Annotated in this window: 13 protein-coding genes; 5 read left to right on the forward strand and 8 right to left on the reverse strand. The window is 52.4% G+C overall.

Annotated elements, in window-relative coordinates; translation table 11 throughout:
* Nucleotides 1–55: 55 nt before the first annotated feature.
* Genes G604_RS0109450 through G604_RS0109460 form a run of 3 tightly spaced genes read right to left on the reverse strand, consistent with a single transcriptional unit; the run spans nucleotide 56 to nucleotide 2,566 of the window.
* Nucleotides 56–856 carry a TatD family hydrolase gene (locus G604_RS0109450; protein WP_028910344.1) on the reverse strand — a complete coding sequence of 267 codons (801 nt, stop codon included), beginning with the start codon at nucleotides 854–856 and terminating at the stop codon, nucleotides 56–58.
* Nucleotides 857–860: 4 nt separating this feature from the next.
* Nucleotides 861–1,835 (reverse strand): polyprenyl synthetase family protein, encoded by a 975-nt coding sequence (locus G604_RS0109455; RefSeq protein ID WP_028910345.1) that lies wholly within the window; start codon nucleotides 1,833–1,835, stop codon nucleotides 861–863.
* 32 nt (nucleotides 1,836–1,867) lie between these two features.
* Nucleotides 1,868–2,566: an energy transducer TonB gene (locus G604_RS0109460; RefSeq protein WP_231376124.1), complete on the reverse strand. Its 699-nt coding sequence runs from the start codon at nucleotides 2,564–2,566 to the stop codon at nucleotides 1,868–1,870.
* A 115-nt stretch (nucleotides 2,567–2,681) separates the two neighbouring features.
* On the opposite strand from G604_RS0109460, the gene porQ reads away from it, so the two are divergent.
* The 5 genes from porQ to G604_RS0109485 all read left to right on the forward strand — a co-directional run bounded on the left by porQ (nucleotide 2,682) and on the right by G604_RS0109485 (nucleotide 12,028).
* Nucleotides 2,682–3,626 (forward strand): type IX secretion system protein PorQ, encoded by a 945-nt coding sequence (porQ, locus tag G604_RS0109465; RefSeq protein WP_028910347.1) that lies wholly within the window; start codon nucleotides 2,682–2,684, stop codon nucleotides 3,624–3,626.
* A gap of 40 nt (nucleotides 3,627–3,666) precedes the next feature.
* A complete protein-coding gene (gene cmk / locus G604_RS0109470) occupies nucleotides 3,667–4,356 on the forward strand; it encodes a (d)CMP kinase (protein WP_036905216.1) in 690 nt (229 codons plus the stop codon).
* A 207-nt stretch (nucleotides 4,357–4,563) separates the two neighbouring features.
* Nucleotides 4,564–10,095, forward strand: coding sequence for an alpha-2-macroglobulin family protein (locus tag G604_RS0109475; protein ID WP_028910349.1), 5,532 nt, complete (start codon nucleotides 4,564–4,566; stop codon nucleotides 10,093–10,095).
* 8 nt (nucleotides 10,096–10,103) lie between these two features.
* Entirely contained in the window at nucleotides 10,104–11,162 is a 1,059-nt protein-coding gene (locus G604_RS0109480; protein WP_231376126.1) for a DUF1573 domain-containing protein, read from the forward strand.
* Nucleotides 11,163–11,164: 2 nt separating this feature from the next.
* Nucleotides 11,165–12,028, forward strand: a complete 864-nt coding sequence (locus tag G604_RS0109485; RefSeq protein WP_036905219.1) for a 4-hydroxy-3-methylbut-2-enyl diphosphate reductase — start codon at nucleotides 11,165–11,167, stop codon at nucleotides 12,026–12,028.
* Between the two features lie 207 nt (nucleotides 12,029–12,235).
* Here the strand turns inward: G604_RS0109485 and G604_RS0109490 are convergent, their stop codons facing one another.
* The 5 genes from G604_RS0109490 to G604_RS0109510 all read right to left on the reverse strand — a co-directional run bounded on the left by G604_RS0109490 (nucleotide 12,236) and on the right by G604_RS0109510 (nucleotide 20,452).
* Nucleotides 12,236–13,246, reverse strand: a complete 1,011-nt coding sequence (locus tag G604_RS0109490) for a hypothetical protein (protein ID WP_155941913.1) — start codon at nucleotides 13,244–13,246, stop codon at nucleotides 12,236–12,238.
* Nucleotides 13,247–13,570: 324 nt separating this feature from the next.
* Complete coding sequence (locus G604_RS14100; RefSeq protein WP_155941914.1) at nucleotides 13,571–14,437, reverse strand: hypothetical protein; 867 nt, start codon at nucleotides 14,435–14,437, stop codon at nucleotides 13,571–13,573.
* Between the two features lie 120 nt (nucleotides 14,438–14,557).
* The gene (locus tag G604_RS0109500) at nucleotides 14,558–15,439 is read right to left on the reverse strand and encodes a hypothetical protein (RefSeq protein WP_036905222.1); all 882 of its coding nucleotides are present in this window, start codon (nucleotides 15,437–15,439) and stop codon (nucleotides 14,558–14,560) included.
* An 11-nt stretch (nucleotides 15,440–15,450) separates the two neighbouring features.
* Complete coding sequence (locus G604_RS0109505; RefSeq protein WP_028910354.1) at nucleotides 15,451–17,121, reverse strand: RagB/SusD family nutrient uptake outer membrane protein; 1,671 nt, start codon at nucleotides 17,119–17,121, stop codon at nucleotides 15,451–15,453.
* 13 nt (nucleotides 17,122–17,134) lie between these two features.
* The gene (locus tag G604_RS0109510) at nucleotides 17,135–20,452 is read right to left on the reverse strand and encodes a SusC/RagA family TonB-linked outer membrane protein (RefSeq protein ID WP_028910355.1); all 3,318 of its coding nucleotides are present in this window, start codon (nucleotides 20,450–20,452) and stop codon (nucleotides 17,135–17,137) included.
* Nucleotides 20,453–20,484 lie beyond the last annotated feature (32 nt).

The raw sequence follows: 20,484 nt of genomic DNA on the forward strand, positions 1-20,484 counted from the left end.
AAGCGAGTGCAAAAGTACTACTTTTTGATTAAACCGACGAAATTTTCCGTAAATTTTAAATTTCTTTAAAGATTCGCCGTACGTTCGCGTTCGTCTGCTCGGCCATTTCCTCGTCACTCACGCCATAAGCTTTTGACAGCGTACGAAGCACCTCGAGCACAAAGGCACTCTCGTTCCGTTTGCCGCGGTAAGGGACGGGCGCCATATATGGACTGTCGGTCTCGAGCACGATACGGTCCAACGGGACAACGGCCGGCAGGTCCTCCCGCAGATGACTGCTCTTAAAGGTGGATACACCGCCGACACCAAGCACGAACTTCTCGAAGCGCAGATAGGCCTCTGCCTCCTGGCGGTTACCGGTGAAGCAATGGAAGACACCACCGGGGAGATCTTTTTCGTAAGCCTTCAGGATATGCAACAGTTCATTCTGCGCTTTCCGGCAGTGGATCATCAACGGCAACTGCGTCTCTATCGACCATTTCACTTGTTCCTCGAAAGCCAGCAACTGTTCCTTCTCGTACTCCCGTGACCAGTAATAATCCAAGCCACACTCACCGATGGCGATATAAGGAACCGTATGCTCATCACCACGGCGGGAGGCGTCCAGTTCCGCTTTCATCATCTGCAGGACCTCACGCCAGTCTTGCCGCACCTCTTCCGGCTGCAGGCCGATCATCGCATAGCAATAGCCGGGATAGTTCTGGCACAGCTGTTTCACCGTAGCGACGGAAGCGGCATCAACGCCGGGCACGAAGATCTTACTGACACCGGCGGCTTTCGCACGTGCGATGACTTCCGGCAGATCTTCCATGAAGTCCTCCGTATCCAAATGGGAATGAGTATCGATAAACTGCATGGATTTAATATTTCCGTTTCATCATTTTCTCCGCATACCGCGCCAACTCGGCCTTACGCTCCTCCGGCAGACGGACGGCGGCAAGATATTTCTTGCTTTCCTCAAAATAATAGGCGATCTTCTCCTGCGCCATACGGTCGATGCCGAGCTCATTATAGAGTCGCGTGACGGCAGCGACTTTCTCATCACGGTCGAACGCCTGGGCATGAATCCAACGGTCGAGTTCCTCGCGCTGGGCGCCCTCGGCCTTGTTGAAAGCATTGATGAGCATATAGGTCTTCTTGTTCGACGTGATATCCCCGCCGATCTTCTTACCGAAGACTTTCGGATCGCCGTAGACATCGAGGTAGTCGTCCTGCAACTGGAACGCCAGACCAATCTTCTCACCGAAAGTATAGAGATTCTGCTGGTCTTCCTCGGGAGCATCAGCGAGGATAGCGCCGATCTTCAACGCACAGGCCAACAGAACGGAGGTCTTCAGACGGATCATCTCGATATACTCTTCCTCCGTGACATCATTACGCGTCTCAAACTCCATGTCGTACTGCTGTCCCTCACCAATCTCCAGAGCCGTCTCCGTGAAGAGGCGGAGCACGGAAGGCATGTGCTTCGCGTCACACTGTGCCATACGCTCATAGGCGAGCACGAGCATGGAGTCACCGGAGAGGATGGCCGTGTTGGCATCCCATTTCTTATGCACGGTGACATGGCCGCGGCGCATATCGGCGTTGTCCATCAAGTCATCATGCAACAGCGTATAGTTATGATAGGTCTCCAGGGCAATGGCCTGCATGAGGATCTTTTCGGGATCTTCATGATAGAGGTTGTAAGCCAGTAACATCAACGTCGGACGGATGCGCTTGCCGCCCATGGAAAGGACATAGCGGATCGGCTCATACAACGACGCCGGCTTTCGTTCATAAGGCAGATGATCAAGAAAGTCATTGACCTTCTCCAGTATTTCTTCAGATGTAAGCATATCTTTTTTACTTCTTTACTTTTTTACTTTTATCAGAGGCTGAACACCACGGGTATGGCGAACATCGTCACGCACGGCTTCCCGTTGCTGACGCCCGGCTTCCACTTCGGCATCATATGGATGACGCGCAGCGCCTCACGGTCCAGCAGCGGGTCCACGGAATGCTCGAGCTTGATATTCGTCAGCGTCCCGTCTTTCTGAATCAAAAAAGACACGACGACCTTGCCCTGGATCTTCTGCTGCTCAGCCTGCGGTGGATAATGGAGGTTCTTCGTCAGCCATTTCATCAGGTTCACCCAACCGCCGGGGAACATCGGCAACTGTTCCACCACTTTAATATCCAACGGATTGTCACTGTTCGCCGTCTCCTGTGGAAGGGCCGCGGAGACTTGTGAGTTCTTGGCCTCACCGGCGACCTGCGTGACACCAGGAGCCACGGGCTGCAGACTCTCGCCGCTGTTCGGACTGATCTCTTTCTTCTGATCGTCATTGACCTTGTCGAGCTTCATCTTATCGGTCACCGATTTGCTCATCGCGCCACCGGTGGGAATCGACTGCAGGTCTTTCTGGTCGTCGATCGGCGGTAGTGACATATCCTTCGCCATATCGTCGAGAAGTTCATTATCATCCTCATCGTCAGCGGGTACCGTCGTGTACTCCAAGGCTACGAAGAGGAGGGCACAGGCAACGATCAATCCCAACAGGAAAGCCGTCGGGCGCCTGTGTTCCAAGTCTGCTGCGTATGTTTTTTTGAGTTCCAATTCTTATATTTCCTAAAATCATTGGCAAAGTTACTTTTTATATTTGAAAAAAAGAGTATCTTTGCAAAATAAATCGTGAAAAAGAATGAAAAAAGCAGTTTTCCTGCTCTTCGCCCTCCTTCTCACCATCGATTTGGAGGCTCAGGAGAGTCAGACCGCATACAATTTCCTGCGCATCCCCGTGAGTGCGCATGCTGCCGCCCTCGGCGGTGACAACATCACCATCATCGAGGATGACGAGGCGTTGATATTCAACAACCCCGCCCTCCTCTCCTCGGTCTCCGACAAGACGATCACGCTCGGATACATGAACTATATGAAAGGCGTCAATGCCGCCAGCGCCGCCTTCAACCGTAACTTCGGTGAGAAAGCCTCGGCGGCTGTCTCTGCGCAGTATCTCGACTACGGAACGATGAAACAGCGGGATGAGAACAACAACGACCTCGGCACCTTCAACGCCAAGGATATTGCCATCGCGGGCTATTTCTCCTATATCCTCGGCAAGAACTTCGTGGGTGGTATCACGGCGAAATTCATCACCTCGTATATCGGCAGCTACAACTCCATGGCGATGGGCGTTGACCTCGGCATCAATTACTATAACCCCGATTACGAATGGTCCCTCTCTGCTGTGGCGAAGAACCTCGGCGGACAGATCAAGGCGTATGACGACAACTATGAGGATATGCCCCTCGACGTACAGGTCGGTGTGTCGAAGCGCTTCGTCAACATGCCGTTCCGCGTCTCCGCGACCCTCGTGGACCTCAACCACTGGAACTACGGCTTCATCAACCACGCCGTCTTCGGTCTCGACCTCCTGCTCAGCGATCAGATATGGATCGGAGCAGGCTATAACTGTCGACGGGTTCACGAGATGAAGATCGAGAGCGGCGAGGACAGCAGTTCCCATGGCGCCGGCCTCAGCATCGGCGCCGGCCTCAACCTCGATCGTTTCAAACTGAATCTATCATACGGTAAATACCACGTGAGTAGCAGCAGTATCATCATCAATGCTGCCTACTCGCTGTAAGGACATGATTCATCATGTTCCGCAAAACAACATACAAACGATGAAAAAGAAGATTATCATTGCCATTGACGGCTATTCCTCCTGCGGTAAGAGTACAATGGCCAAAGACCTGGCCCGTGAGATCGGCTATATCTATGTCGATACCGGCGCAATGTACCGCAGTGTTACCCTTTACGCCCTGCAGCATGACCTCTTCCGTCCCGACGGCACCATCCGCGAGGACGAGCTGAAGGCGCAGATGCCGCAGATCCATATCTCTTTCAAACTGAATAGTGAGACGGGACGTCCCGACACCTATTTAAATGATAAGAATGTGGAAAAGGACATCCGCACGATGGAAGTATCGAGTCATGTCAGTCCCATCGCTGCCCTGCCCTTCGTGCGTCAGGCCCTCGTAGCCCAGCAGCAGGCCATGGGACAGGAGAAAGGCATCGTGATGGACGGCCGTGACATCGGCACCGCCGTCTTCCCCCATGCCGAACTGAAGATCTTCGTCACCGCTGATCCGCAGATCCGTGCCCAGCGCCGCTACGACGAGCTGAAAGCGAAAGGCATGGAGGCTGACTTCGACGCTATCCTGAAGAATGTGCAGGAGCGTGACTATATCGACACGCACCGCGAGACGGCTCCCCTCCGTCAGGCCGACGACGCCATCGTCCTCGACAACAGTCACATGACGATCCCCGAGCAGAAAGCCTGGCTGCTGCAGCAGTATGAGGCGAAGGTGTAATTCCGCCATCGATCCAAATGCAGGGGCCGTCCCTTGTGGCGGCCCGTCGGCGGCAACGCCGAATCGGATGGAAAATGGCAACGGATGACACGGATTCACACGGATATACTCAAACAAAACATTCGTTAAATCTTCCCTCGCTACAGGCAAGCTAACGACCCAGCCTTGATTGAAAGAGCATAAGAAAACCAAGCAAAAGATGAAAAGATGAAGAAACTCGGACTATCTATAATTCTGATGTTGCTGACCCTGGAAGCCGGGGCCGACTCCTATGACTCCTTATGGAAACAAGTGAAGAGTGCCACTGACAAAGATCTGCCACGCACACAACTGTCTCTGTTACAGAAGATCGCCGATAAAGCACGCAGCGAGCACAACTACGGTCAGTTGCTGTCGGCAGAGATTCAACAGTCGAGTGTATGGGCCTCTATCTCTCCCGACTCGCTGGCGCCCGCTGTGCGACGCCTCGAAGCGCAAGAAACGGCGGCTCAAAAGACCAATCCCGTCCTTGCCGCTGTCTATGAGAGTGCCTTGGGACGGATCTATCTGAATAATGGCACGCTCAGCGAGGATTACAAAACGATTTCCAAAAACTATTACGACCGTTCGCTGGCCCATCCGGATCAGCTCGCTGCCGTCAAGACGAACACTTATAAACCGCTCTTCGACGAGGGGACCGACTCCCGCATCTTCGGCAATGACCTGCTCCATGTCCTCGGTTTGGAAGCTGGCAACTCTGCGCTGCTCCATCAGTTCTATCAGCAACAAGGCAACCGCCCCGCTGCCTGCATCATGGCGTTAAAAGAGCTGCAGGAAAACAGGGAGAACTACGATAACGCGAGAAGTCTGCAGTCGGCTTATACCAAAAGCCTCGACTCGTTGCTGACGGTCTATCACGACATTCCCGAAGCCGGTGAGGTGGCTATCGAACGTTATAGCAGCACGAAGAGGGACACGGCCTTCCATGTAGCCGACCAAGTGGCCTGGCTGAACAATGCCATCAACACCTGGAGCGCCTGGCCTCGCATCAACGAGTTGCGCAATGAGCTCACAGAACTGGAGAATCCCCAGTTTACGCTGAATCTGCAGAAGTCTACGATACTTCCCCACCATCGCCATGTCATCCTTTTAAAGGATGTAAGACATATCGGCACGCTCGCTGTTACGATCTCCCGACTGAAGGCCGACGGCCTCTATGATCCTACCCTCGACAGCAATCGCGGCTATCAGGAAGCACAAAGCAGAATCATCAACGGCACATCGAAAACATTCACCCATGACTTCAGCAATCACCAGCCTTACGACGAGGTGAACGACTCTATCGTCATAGACGGTCTTGAGCCCGGCGTCTATCTCGTAGAGGCAAAGGCGGAGAACACAGGCATCAACACGCAGCGTGCCTTGCTGCATGTCTCCGACGTTACTTTCCTTGCTGAGAAACTCCCGGAGAACCAGACACGCTTCGTCACCGTCAGCGCAACAACGGGACAGCCGATCCCCGGTGCCTCGCTGCGGATCTTCCCCAGTAGTGGCAAGGGGGAAACGGTAACGCTGACAACGGATACGAAAGGGGAAACGATCTATACCTCCAAGTCAAACATCGCCCGTAAGGTTTTCGCCTATACGGCCAAGGATAACTACGCCCCTGCCGTATGGAGCTATGGAACGAACTTCAGTTACGCCAAGCCACAAGAACATCAGGAACTCACGAACCTCTTTACCGACCGCAGCATCTACCGGCCGGGACAGACCGTTCATGTCGCTACAATCTCTTTCTCCCGTGATGGTGGGGACCAGACAACGGCGTTAGCTAATAAGAAGATGACGCTCACCCTCCGTGACGCCAACTATCAGGAAGTCGGCCACAAGGATGTCGTGACGGATGCCTTCGGTACGGCTGCCGCCGACTTCGTTCTGCCGAAGACGGGTCTGACGGGGAATTTCTCCATCTCTTCTTCCGACAACAGCTCCACCTATATTCAAGTAGAGGAATATAAGCGCCCGACCTTTGAAGTCTCTTTCGACAAGGTCCACGATGCTTATAAAGCCGGAGATACCATCACCGTGAGAGGCCTCGCCAAGAGTTATGCCGGCGTACCGACGCAAGGCGCAAAAGTCTCTTATACCATCTACCGCAAACCGGCTTACTGGTGCTGGTTTATGCAAGACGAGAACAACACGCGCTTGGCCGAAGGAACGGCGACGACAGCCGATGACGGCTCGTTCACCCTCCGTGTGCCGATGACGATGGCGCCCGGCACTTCCCGCTGGCCACGGATCTATCATATAGAGGTGAACGCCACCGTCACCGATCAGAGTGGCGAGAGCCATGACGGCTCCCTGCGTCTGCCCTTGGGTACGAAAGACCGCGTACTCACCTGTTCTCTCAACGAAAAGATTGAGAAGAGCCGGTTGAAGACGGCCCGTTTCGAGCTCCGTAACCTGACCGGGGAGGAGATCCCTGCTGGGATACGCTATACGATCGATCAGAACAAATGGTTGACGGACTCCGTGAACCGAGACATCGCCCTCACGGCCTGGCAGAAAGTGCTGAAGAGCGGCCGCCACACGCTCATCGGCATCTGTGGGAAGGATACGGTAAAGACGGATTTCATCCTCTTCTCTGTTAACGACAAGACTCCCGTCATCACCACGAAGAACTGGTATTACCAAAGTGACCAGGAGTTCCCGCGTGACGGCAAGCCTGTATACGTACAGATCGGCAGCAGTGATCCCGACCAGCATATCGTCTACAACATCATCAGTGGCGACAAGGTCCTCGAACAAGGCGCCATCGACCAGAGCAACGCCCTCACTACCCGTGCCTTCACCTATAAGCCCGAGTATGGTGACGGTCTGCGCCTCACCTATGCCTGGGTGAAAGAGGGCGTTGGCTATCAGTATTCCACTGTCATCAAGAAACCATTACCCGACAAGACGCTGAACGTGAAATGGACCTCCTTCCGTGACCGCCTGGAACCGGGACAGAAAGAGACGTGGACGCTGAAGATTACCGATCCGAAAGGAAAGGCGGCCAAGGCCCAGTTGATGGCCGTACTCTACGACAAGAGTCTCGACCAGCTCTATCCGAACAGTTGGCAGTTGGATCTCGGCCTCTCCCGTAATCTGCCCTATACAATATGGTCCACACCAATCAATAACAATAACAGTTGGGGACAGCGGGGCATACACTCCTACAACAGCCTCAACGTACCCACGCTGGCTTTCACGCAGTTCAAAGACGAATATTTCTATAGCTATCGCTATTTCCGCCGTGGCTTCGGCCAGGTACTGATGGCCAGAGCAAACGTCGCGAAGAATGAGTCCAAAGTCTTCGACGTCGTCGAACAGATGCCGTCCTTCCCCGCCAACGCAAAGGAAGAGAGTGCGCTTGATGAAAGTTCCAAACAAGCCAACGTTGAAGGAAGCAACGCCCAACCTGCTCTCCGTGAGAACTTCGCCGAGACGGCCTTCTTCTACCCCGCCCTCGTCGCTGACGAGAAGGGTGACATCCAACTGCGCTTCACGCTCCCCGAGATGCTGACGACCTGGCATTTTATGGGACTGGCCCACGACAAAACGATGGATAACGGACTCCTCACCGCGGATATCGTAGCGCAGAAGAAGGTGATGGTACAGCCGAACCTGCCGCGCTTCTTGCGCCAGGGCGACCAGGCCGTGATCACCTCCAAGCTCATCAATACCACGGCACAGCCGCAACAGGGACAGGCGCGCCTCGAGCTCGTTGATCCCGCCAGCGGAGAAGTGCTGACGACGAAGACACAGAACTACAGCATCGCCGCCAACCAGACGACGGCCCTCTCCTTCCCCATCGACGCCGACACACTGACGCCGGGCCTCGTCATTGCCCGCATCATCGCTGAGGGAGCCAACTACAGTGACGGTGAACAGCACTACCTGCCGATCCTCACCAACCGTGAGTTCGTCACGCAGACCGCTGCCTTCTCACAGAACGGAGCCGGCACAAAGACGGTCAGCCTCGACAAACTCTTCCCCACGGACGTGACGGGTAAGAAGGCCACCATGACTTATACGAACAATCCCGCATGGCTGCTCATCCAGAGTCTGCCTACCGTTGCCGTGGCACCGACAGACAACGCCATTGATCTCGCCACCGCTTATTATAGTAACTCCATCGCACGCTCCATCCTCACGAGTACGCCCGCCATCAAGCGCGTCGTCACGCTCTGGCAACAGGAGCAGGCTGCCGATAAGGATCACGAGACGCTGGCCAGTGCACTGGAGAAAGACGCGGACCTGAAGAGCCTTGTTCTCTCCGAGACACCGTGGGTCCTCGACGCGGATAAGGAACGGGATCAGAAAGCTCTGCTCATCAACTATTTCGATGAGAACAATGTCAACAACCGTCTGAAGACCGCCCTCGACAAACTGGCCGCACTGCAACACAGTGATGGCAGTTGGAGCTGGTGGCCGGGCATGGACGGCAGCTATTATATGACGACCGCCGTCACGGAGACCCTCGTACGCCTGAACCACATGGTCGGCACACAGACAGAGACAGCAGCTATGTTGAAGAATGCCTTCAGCTTCCTCGACAAACAACTGCACAGCGAAGTCATCCTGTTGAAGAAAGCTGAGAAGAGAGGTGCCAAGAACCTGCTGCCGAGCGAGGAAGCGCTGCACACGCTATACACCTTCTCCCTCGACGGCCACACAAGCAGCACGACGGCCCGTGCGGACCAGAGCTATCTCGTAGCCTTGCTGGCCAAACAGCCCACGGCGATGACAATCTACGGCAAGACCTGCGGCGCCATCATCCTCGCCCGCTATGGTTACAACCGCCAGGCCGCCACATGGCTGCAGAGCGCTAATGAATACAGTGTCTATGACGCGGAGAAAGGGCGCTATTACGACACGCCGAAAGCCGCTTACTCGTGGATGAGCTACCGCATCCCTTCTCAGGTCGCCGCCATCGAGGCGATGAAACTCCTGCAGCCGAAAGAGCAACAAAATATCACGGAGATGCAGCAGTGGCTCTTGCAGGAGAAGCGGACGACGCACTGGAACTCCCCTATCGACTGCGTCAATGCCGTCTATGCCTTCCTTGACGGGAATATGAAGACCCTCGACAACAAGCCGATGACAACGATCACCGTGGACGGTAAGGCACTGAACGCCACGAAGGACAGCACGACATCCGCCGCCGGCAACCAAGAGGACGGCACGACATCCTCCGCCGGCCTCGGCTATATCAAGACGAATATCCCTGCCGATGCCCACGAGTTGACGTTCGCGAAGACGACGGAAGGAACGAGCTGGGGCGCTGTCTATGCGCAGTACTGGCAGAAGAACTCCGATATCACGGCGGCTGCCACGGGCATCAACATCACCCGTGAGCTGCGCGACGAGAACGGCAAGGCCATCAGTGGCCCGCTGACCGTCGGTACGAAAGTCAATGTACACATCACCATCACCTGCGACCGTGACTATGACTTCGTACAGGTCATCGATAAACGTGCCGCCTGCCTCGAGCCCGTCAACGCCCTCAGCGGTTATCGCGACGGCTGTTATCAGACACCCAGGGATGAGACGACGAATTATTATTTCGACCACATGCGGAAAGGCAAGCATGTCATCGATACACCTTATTATATAGATCGCACGGGTGACTATACCTCCGGGACATGTACGGCAGAATGTGCCTACAGTCCGGAATACAAAGGTCACACGGCATCCTTAAAACTTGAAATCAAATGAAGAGAACAATGAAGAAAGCGATAATCTTTCCGCTCCTGGCCCTCTCGCTGACGGCCACGGCGCAGAAACTCACACCGGTACAGGCCACGATAGACTGCGGACAGGTCATCTTCCGACATCCCGTGACCGTGAACTTCGAAGTGAAGAACAACACCATCACGCCGGCCCTCGTACAGAAAGTCCGCAAGAGCTGCGGCTGTACGACGGTGAACCTCTCGAAATCGGCCGTCCCCGCCGGACAGTCGATGACGGTGACCACGACGCTCGACGCCAACCAGCTCGGCCATTTCGAGAAACAAGTCGGCATCTACTGCATCGGCGATACCGTCCCTACCCTCCTTACGCTGCGTGGCGTCGTCGTCGCTGAGACGATGGACTTCCAAGGCAACTACAGTTGCCAGCTCGGCGAGTTGAAGGCGGATAAGAACGACATCGAATTTGATGATGTCAACCGCGGTGACCGCCCTGTTCAGAAGATCTATATCCAGAACAGTACTCAGGAGAAAGTGGAGCCCGTCGTCATGCACCTGCCCAACTACCTCAAGGCCATCGTATCACCGTCATCCCTCGCGCCGGGCCAGCAGGGCGTCGTTTCCCTCACCCTCGACAGCCGGAAGCTCCACGACTACGGACTGACGCAGACATCGGTTTTCCTCGGGAAATATCCCGGCGACCAGATTGCCGCCGGCAAGGAGATTGATGTCTCTGCCATCCTGCTGCCGGCTTTCCAGAACATGACGGAATACGAGATCAGTCATGCGCCCCATTATGTCGCCAGCGCAACAGAGCTCGACTTAGGCAAGTTCGGTACAAAGAGTAAGCTGAAGGGACAGTTGGAGATCCGCAACGAGGGAAAGATGCCGCTGCAGATCAGTTCCATACAGATGTTCACCGAGGGCCTCGAGGTATCGCTGAGCGATAAGACGATCCTGCCGGGACAGAGCGCGAAGCTGAAGGTGACGGCTTACAAGCACGAGCTCCGCAAGGCCCGCCGTCAGCCGCGTATCCTCATGATCACGAATGACCCCGAACATGGCAAAGTCGTCATCCCCATCAAAACAGAATAGAAATGTCAGAGATTAAGATTGAAATAGACAAGGGCAGTGGTTTCTGCTTCGGCGTCACCACCGCCATCAAGAAAGCCGAGGAAGAGCTGGCGGAAGGCCAGAAGCTCTACTGCCTCGGCGATATCGTCCACAACGGTATGGAGGTGGAACGCCTCAGTGAGCGTGGCCTCATCACCATCGATCACGAGCAACTGAAGACGCTCCATCACGCGAAAGTCCTGTTGCGTGCCCATGGCGAGCCACCAGAGACTTACGAGATCGCACGACAGAACGACATCGAGATCATCGATGCCACCTGCCCTGTTGTCCTGCAACTGCAGAAACGTATCAAGAAGAAATACAATGAGAATCCGGATGCCCAACTCGTCATCTTCGGAAAGAACGGCCACGCCGAAGTCCTCGGCCTCGTCGGTCAGACCCAAGGCCACGCCATCGTCATTGAGAAATTCGAGGATGTCAAGCGCCTCGACTTCTCGCGGGATATCTATCTTTATTCACAGACGACGAAGAGCCTCGATGAGTTTCACCGTATCATTGATTATATCCAACAGCATATCGCGCCGACGGCGGAGTTCAAGAGTTTCGATACCATCTGCCGGCAAGTAGCCAACCGCATGCCGAATATCGCGGACTTCGCTTCCCGTCATGACCTGATCCTCTTCGTCTCCGGCCGCAAGAGCAGCAACGGTAAGGTTCTCTTCAACGAGTGTAAGAGTGTCAATCCCAACAGCCATCAGATTGAACGGGCACAGGAGATCGACATGCAATGGCTCGACGGCGTGAAGACCATCGGTATCTGCGGCGCCACGAGCACACCGAAATGGCTGATGGAAGAATGTCGGGATTATATCCTAAGCCACAAGTAGGGACATGATTTATCATGATCCGCCCCCACAATGACCATCAAGCGATCCACCGCAGGGGCCGTCCCTTGTGGCGGCCCGTCGGCGGTACGCCGAATCCGTCAATGATTTTTTTGCAAAAAGGAATGCCCTAACGGGCATCGGGCCGCCACAAGGGACGGCCCCTGCAATTGGATTGACGGTGGCGGATCATGATAAATCATGTCCCTACTAAAACTCCCAGGTATAGTTGAAGCTCAGATCGAAGAAATTGGTAGCACGGGCAGCGAAGTTACGTCCAAACTGCCCGATCAACTCCAGATTCTTTAATGGAACAATATGGATGCCGAGGATATAATCCTGTGTAGTCGTACCTGCAACGCGCCAGTTGTCATAACGGGCGAAAGGCACCACACGCAGACTCTTCGCTCCCAAAGCCGCGGCAACGTCATATCCTGCTTCCAGTCCCACACTACGGGCATCAGCATTGCTATAGATGAAGCTGCCGCTGACCGTCCATACATCAGACTGATAGTCGCCGTCAACAGAACCGAAGAAACTTTTCTTATGGGGCAGTTCGATGGGTGTCGTCTTCTGCACCATTCCCCAGTCGGAAGTACCATAATATCCAGAAGTACCAATCCGCAGTCCTTCCACCGGACGATAGTCTGCCCGCAGCAGGCCACCGAGGAAACGCGTGGAGTGTGCCGTAAACTCACTATAAAAATAGGTGGAAGCCTGATAGTCTATTTTACCGGATGTACCATAGAACGACACGCCGAAGTCATGCCAAGTGGCAGGCATCACCTCTACCTCACTGTTGGGATCATAGATCGTCAGTGCAGGACCGTAGTTATTCAATATACCCACGGGAATATTGAGAATACCCACTTTCATGCCGGCCGCCTGCGACCACTGCTTGTCGAGATACAGCAGGTTCGTGGTATAGTTGTCGCGGAAGTAATTCTGCCACGCCCCTTCCTGACGGAAACGCTCATACTCAAACTCACCAACGGCATGCCAGCCACGGCCTAATGAAGCCGCCACGTCGATAACGACATGAGGAAAATCCCACAATGTAGGATCATTCTCGGCATCATAATGCCGTCCGTAATTAGTCTGGTAGTTGATGGACCCACTGACAGGCGGCTCCACCGTTCGACTGCTGTCTACTGCCGTCTCCTGGGCAGAGGATAATGCGGCAGCCATTAATGCTACTGCCACGAAATAAATTCTCAACATAACTTTTCTTATTTGTCGGCAAAGGTAGTGGTTTCTTTTCAAACAAGACAACACTTCGCAAGAATATACCTACTATTGGGGATGCAGGAACATGATTTATAGTGGGTGCGTGGCTGAATACAATTAAAAAGAGACAACCTTCTCACGAAGACTGTCTCCTAAAAACAGTAATTAACTCAAAATTTATAATCCATTTTGATACCTACTGAAGAATTAATGAAATTAACATAAACAAAAACTTATTTCTTTTCAGTCGCAAAAATAATAAATTCATTCTAACCCGCCAAAGAATTTCAACAAACGGGCCTATTTCCTCAATGTTTCCTATTGCAACATCTTTTCGATGTCAGACTCTGACATTCCTTTTGCTTTCAAGAACCTCTTTAAGGTCTGTAGCTGCTGATCCTGCGCCTTGATCTTCTTGTCTCTCTGCATGATTGCCGTGTCGCGGTCTTCAATGGCAGAGAAAAATTCATCCTCCACATTCATTTCCTGACGCATATCAACATTGGAGGCCGCCATTTTCAAACGATGAAGGATATACTGCATATCCTCGCTGTCCGCATAGTTGTCCTCATTGAGATTAATAACATGCGGATTGTCCTTCTCCAGATGCGTCTGGTCAAAAACACTCAGTACCTGATCGAGATGGTTGTTGATCTGACCATGAAGGAGCGGCAACTGTACGATGATGCTGTCATGCGTGAGACTGTCGACGAACGGATCAGGAAGGCCCTTAGTCACCTCCTGTCCTTCGTAGTTGTAGGATTTGTGATGGACATAGAGAACCGGTTCCTCAATATTGCCCACACGATGGCCGAGGATATATACGGCAACCATCGGAATGGCATAACGCGGCCGAAAGTCTTCCTTCACCATATTCTCAGGGTTGGCATACTGGGCACTGAGATACTGACGGAAACGCAATGTCTCCGTCTCCAGCCAGGTCTTCTGAAGCTCTATTAATATAAGGTGTAGACTACCGTCGGCTTCACGAACCTTTGCGCCGAAGTCAATACGGAACATGGAGATATTGTTACGGGTGCCGTTGGAATATTCATTCCGGCGGATCTCCACTTCAACGATCTCCTTCTTCAACAGAGCAGAGAGGATCGTACGCGCGATGCGCTCGTCCTCCATGAGGTATTTGAATACCGCATCATAAACTGGGTTTGCTACTTGTATCATCATAGGCCATACTCTTTTTTGCAAAGATAATGAGTATTTCTGAAATGAGCAAAAAATGAAATAAAAAATGCGTCATACCGTTTAGTCAGTATGACGCATTCCTATAAAGAGTGAATTTGTATTTTACTTATTGACGAAGGTTACATCCTTGATGTATTCCGTACCTGTACCGAAACTACCGGCTTTTACCGTGAATTCGAAAGGCAGGTAGAACGCATTGTCAGAAGCGCTGTAGCCACCGAAGAGGGTGTCGTCAGAAGCCTTTGACTGATCGTTCGTGCCACAGGCCCAAGTAACATACACCATACCATAGCTACCGACGGTGAAACCAACAGCGACCTTGTCAGCAGCAGAGCCATCAGAGTTGACCATCGTGAAAGACTGATCGGCATCACTCTTTCCATTCCACTTGAAGTATAAGTTGTAGCCATCTACGAATACGTCCTTGACACGATAGATCTTCAGAGAAGGAGAATAATCCATCTTCACAGGCCATGATGTATTAAAGAAAGAATCATCACCCAACGCCTTGTCTACAAACGTACCGGTTGCAAAGAGCTCATAATCCTCTCTGGTCACCGTGGCCTTGAAAACACTCACCTCGTTATTGGATCGTTTGTAAGGATTGGTGTACGCTTCCGGCACCCGCAGAACCATATCATAAGCCGTATTGTACACGACATCATCAGCCAACTTCACCGTAATGTTCGTCAGCGAATCACCGGCGGCAAACTTGGCGGAGTCGGATACCGTCCAACCCTCAGGAACACTCAGTTTCTCTACGGGAACACTGAGCGCAGCTCCAGTGGCGTGGCGATTCAACTCAATCTCAAAACTTGTGGCTGTCTTTGCCAACACCTTGTTGCTGTAAGTGGAGAACGTCACATTGTTCTCTCCTGCCTGTGCTCCCGGCGTATAATCGTCATCGTCATCACTGCAGGCAGTAAGACTAAGACCGACAAAGAGCAAAGCAGCTATTGTATAGATAAAATTGAACTTCTTCATTGTCTGAAATATTATTTAAACTTAGCGTCAGTAACTCCGTCGAGCAGCGTACCATTCTGTCCGGATACAGGCAGAGCACCACCGGTATTATCCACAATACCCTTGTTGTTATCCATCTCCGTCTGCGGGAAACGCATGTTCAACCATCCGTCATCGGCAGCGATGTTAAACTGGAAAGCCGTGGGGAAGTTGTTGGGTACACCAGCGTGGAAACGAACGATAGGCTTACTGAGGCGCTTGGCATCAGCAGTATAGAATCCTTCGCCCCAGAGTTCCACTCGGCGCTGGAACCAGATCTCATCCGTAAGCGTACGACCGCTGGCATCAGCGGAGTAGTTGGGATCACGATAGTTCTTCACGAAATCCTCCAGTACCTGCTTGGCCTTTGCCGTATTACCACTTCTTGCCAGACCTTCTGCTTCAATGAGGATCATCTCCTCAACGCGCATCAAGGGGAAGTCGTTGGTGTTGACCGTAGAACCAATACCGCTCTTCTGACCGAACTTAATATTTGTGTAGGCTACGAAAGGCTCCTTCACATCCTTAATCGTCAGGTCAGCGATAGCATCGCCCTTAGCGCCATCCCACTCAAGATTCTTCCAGTTGTCAGAATGCTTGTTGGCATCCAGCCACCAGCCTTTACGAATATCCGTAGACGGAATCTTGTCATAGAGGAGCTGGTTGATGACCGGCGTATTGCCCGATGCACCAGAATAGCCGTCACCGGAGAAGCCAGAGAACCATGAGGATGCGTTCTGATACTGACCGGCACCATCATTGTCTGCCATATCAGCCGTAGTCTTGATAATACCCCACATCCAGTTGTGTGAAGAGATATCATCGAATCCCGGCGTGCTCACCTCGCTGCGCGATGCAGGGGTATAGCCCTTCATGGCGTTCTCAGCATCGGAAGCGGCAGCAGCCCAGTTACCCATCAGCAGATTGGCGCGGGCACGCAGACCATAGGCCACATTCTGATCGATATACTGCTTGTTGGGACGAGTATAACCTTTCAGATGTTCCACGGCATAGTCGAGATCGCTCATGATCTCAGCATAAACCTCCTTCACCGTCGCACGCGGATTGTTGGTTGCGTCAACACCATCCTTGAGGATAGGAATACACGGCTTGTCGGCAGAAGTAGCGTAGCTGAACTGGAAGTAAGGAGCCAGGCACAGGTAGTCATAAGCCTGAATGGCCTTAGCCTCAGCGATGTGATAGATAGCGTCCTGATCCTTCGTATCTGCCGGATAAGAGTTGATAATCGTCTGTGCGACACCATACTGCGTATACGGGATGATGTAACGCTCATACGGGTTAGCATAGTTGGCGTTACGGGAAAGGAGCTCATCACCGACAATAAACCAGTTATAGTTATTGTCACCCATAGCCATGTCGGCGCCTTCCAGATCGAGAGACAGCGCCCATGCCGGTGCGCCGAAGTCATCAGGACGTGCGCCCGGCGTACCGGAATAAGAGAGGCCGCTTGATCCGCCTTTGCCCAGATAACCGATCATACCCGAGAAAGAAGCGTCAATACGGGAAGGCACGGCTTTCAAGACCTCATTCATCTCAGCCTGGGAGATGCCGTTTCCCTTATAGTCCTGCTCATTCAAGTCATTGCAGGAAGTGGCGAGCAGGGCACCGCCTACCATCAACAGTAATATCTTACTTGTTTTCATACGTCAATTCTTTTTAGAATGTAATTTGAATACCTGCAGTGATGGAACGCATAGCAGAGTAGCCACCACCACCGACCAGGGCGGCGCCGGAAGTGTAAGAACCGATACCCTGATAGACACGAGGATCGAGACCCTTACGTGCGGATACGAGGAAGAGGTTCTCACCGGCGACATAGATGCGGAAGTTGCTCAGCAGCCACTTCGTTGTCAGAGACTTCGGGAAAGTGTATCCCAGCGTGACATTGTTGAGGTTCAGATAATCAGAACTCGTCAGATAATAGTCCACGCAGTCCTGACCGACATTACCGGCATCAGCGGCAGCCGTGCTCAGCACCGGAATGTTGCTGTTAGGATTCGTCACAGGATCCCAAGCCTTCAGGACATCCTTGCTCAGCGCCTGACCAGCATTGCCGACAACAGTCATCAACTGCTGATACATACCATCGTAAACTTGGCCACCCAACTGATAGGAGAACTGGAAGCCTAGATCGAAGGTACCAACATTGGCCGGTTTCCAAGTGAAATTCATACCGAAGCCACCATAGACATCGGGCAGAGCGTCACCCAGATCATAGAAAGAAGACTGCGTCAAGTCATTGACTGTGACATCTGTCGTACTATAATTTGTAGCGCCGGAAGCCTTCACCTGACTCTCCGTCATATAAGAGCCATCGGCATTCTTATAGATGTTACCATCCTGATCCGTGAATACCTGCTTGTAGAACAGCGGCTGACCCGTGGTCTTGTCTACACCGGCATAACGGTGCATGTAGATCTCATAGAAGCTCTTGCCGACCTTGATGATACGGTTTGAGGACTTCAAGCCATCCTCGCCAATAGAAGAATCCAGTTCCGTGAACTTCGTCTTGACGGAAGAGAGGTTCAGATTGGCATTCCATACGAATGTCGGAGTCTTGATGATGTCGCCATTGATGGTGAACTCAACACCCTTATTGACGATAGCGCCGATATTAATCGGATAGATGGAGACGGCACTACCGGAAGACAGCGGAAGGGTCTTCCAATAGAGCAAGTCATGAGTCTTCTTATGGAAATATTCCAAAGAGCCATTCACTCTATGATTGAAGAGCGCGAAGTCAGCACCGAAGTTCCACTCACCGGACTTCTCCCAGGTAAGATCAGAGTTACCTTTATAGACCAGCTTAGAGCTGTACTCCTTCGTCGTCTCATTGTAAGACGTCTGATAGAAGTCTGACCAGGGATGATAATAGAAGCTCTGTGCGTCAACGCTCGTCGTCATATTATCATTACCCTGCTCACCATAGCTGGCCTTCAACTTCAGGAGATCCACCCATTTGGCTTTGAACCAATTTTCCTTGGAGATCATCCAACCGGCGGAAGCCGACCAGAACGTACCCCAACGATGACCGGGGGCGAAGATAGAGCTACCATCACGACGGAGGGAGAACTCACCGAAATAACGCTCGGCATAGTTGTAATCACCACGGAAGAAGTAACCATCACGGATCACCTTGTCAGAATAAGAGGAGACCTGCTCATTGGCATGAGCCAACGCATTGTCCAGCTCGGCCGTGAACGGATCGAAGAGGTGATCCTTCTGACCGGTAAAGGATGACTCCTTCAACTGATAATGCTCGTAACCGGCAAGAAGGTTGACGCTGTGCTTGCCAAAGTCCTTATCATAATTGGCCGTGTAGATCTGGTTCGTACTGAACATATCAGACGTGCCGACAAAAGCCATACCATCCTGGGCAGAATAACTGGAGAAACGACTATAGAGATAGTTGTTCTTCTGATTGCGGTCGAAGACCGTGAAGTTGGCCACCAAATTCAAGCCGTCAACGGGAGTAACCGTTGCAACCCAGTTACCACGGAACTGATTCACGGCCACATTCTTACGGTCGTAGTAGTTGTTGGCCATAGCATTACCGCTGATAGCAGCACGATGGAAGTTGGTCTGGTTAGAATCAAAGACAGGACCACCTACCTCGTTCGTCATGATCGTACCGTCAGCATTACGGACATACAACGGATAGATCGGGGCGATCTTCGTGGCCATATCAAACATGTTCGTGGAACCTCCATAGGTCGTAGCATCATAGGAAGGATTCTCGCTGTCTACATGTACATAGTCCATGTTGGTGGCAAACTTAAACCACTTCTTCACCTGATACTCCACATTGGTACGGCCGGTATAACGCTTGTAGGTAGAATGGGCTACGGAACCGCCGTCATTCAGGAAACCGACATTGGCATAATAAGAGAGTCTATCGGTACCACCGTTGATGCCTACGTTATATTCCTGACGGAAGGCACTCTTATTAACCTCGTCATAATAATCATCCGGCGTATAATAATAGGTACCGTCGCTGTAACCGAGCTTGGCGTTCGGGTTGAGCTTGAAGTTTGTACCAATGAGATTTTCTCCTGCCGGTACAGTATATACCTGATAGCCGAGGCCACCGTTCTTCTCGTCGTATAAGTTATCGGTAGCAAACTGATAAGCCTCCTGTGCCGTTGAGCCATGCATATACTTGGAGTTATACATAGCCTTGAACCAAGTCTCATAATACTGACCGGGATCAGTGATCACGTCGTAACGAGGAATCTCACGATGGTTGGAACCCCATTTAGCATCAAAGGTGATGCGGGCATCACGTGCACCACGGGCTTTCTTCGTCGTAATGATAACGACACCGTTAGCACCACGGGCACCATAGATGGCGGCAGAAGCGGCATCCTTCAAAACGGTCATCTCCTGAATGTCCTCAGGGTTGATGGAAGAGATATCACCATCATAAGGAGCACCATCTACAATATATAAAGGTGAGGAGCTCGCTGCGTAGGAACCAATACCACGAATACGGATACTCGGTGCCGAACCTGGCTGACCGCTGGAAGCGACACTCTGGACACCGGCGACATTACCGGTAAGAGCGGACGTAGCGGACGTGACGACATGCTTGCTGATCTCGTCGGCTTTCATCTCTCCGGCAGAACCGGTGAAAGAAGAACGCTTCTGAGTACCATAAGCCACAACGACGACATCATCAAGGGTCTTATTATCAGGATTCATGATGATCTTCATGTTACTGCCGGCCTTTACAGCTTTCTGCTGCATACCGATGTAACTGATGATCAACTTGGCTCCCGGCTTGGCGTCGAGGGAGAAGTGACCGTCAATGTCGGTCACGGTACCCGTCTTTGTACCGTCGATCATGACGGAGGCGCCCACCACGGGCTGACCGTCATCAGAGGACGTTACGGTACCGCTAATCTGTGTTTGTGCCAGCGTCACTCCCGTACTGAGAGCAATACCCGCTAAAAACATTGTTAGTCTTTTTTCCATAAATTCTCTCGTTTATTACAACAATAATAATA

This window comes from Prevotella sp. AGR2160, assembly GCF_000424185.1.
In the GTDB taxonomy this organism is placed as follows: Bacteria; Bacteroidota; Bacteroidia; order Bacteroidales; family Bacteroidaceae; genus Prevotella.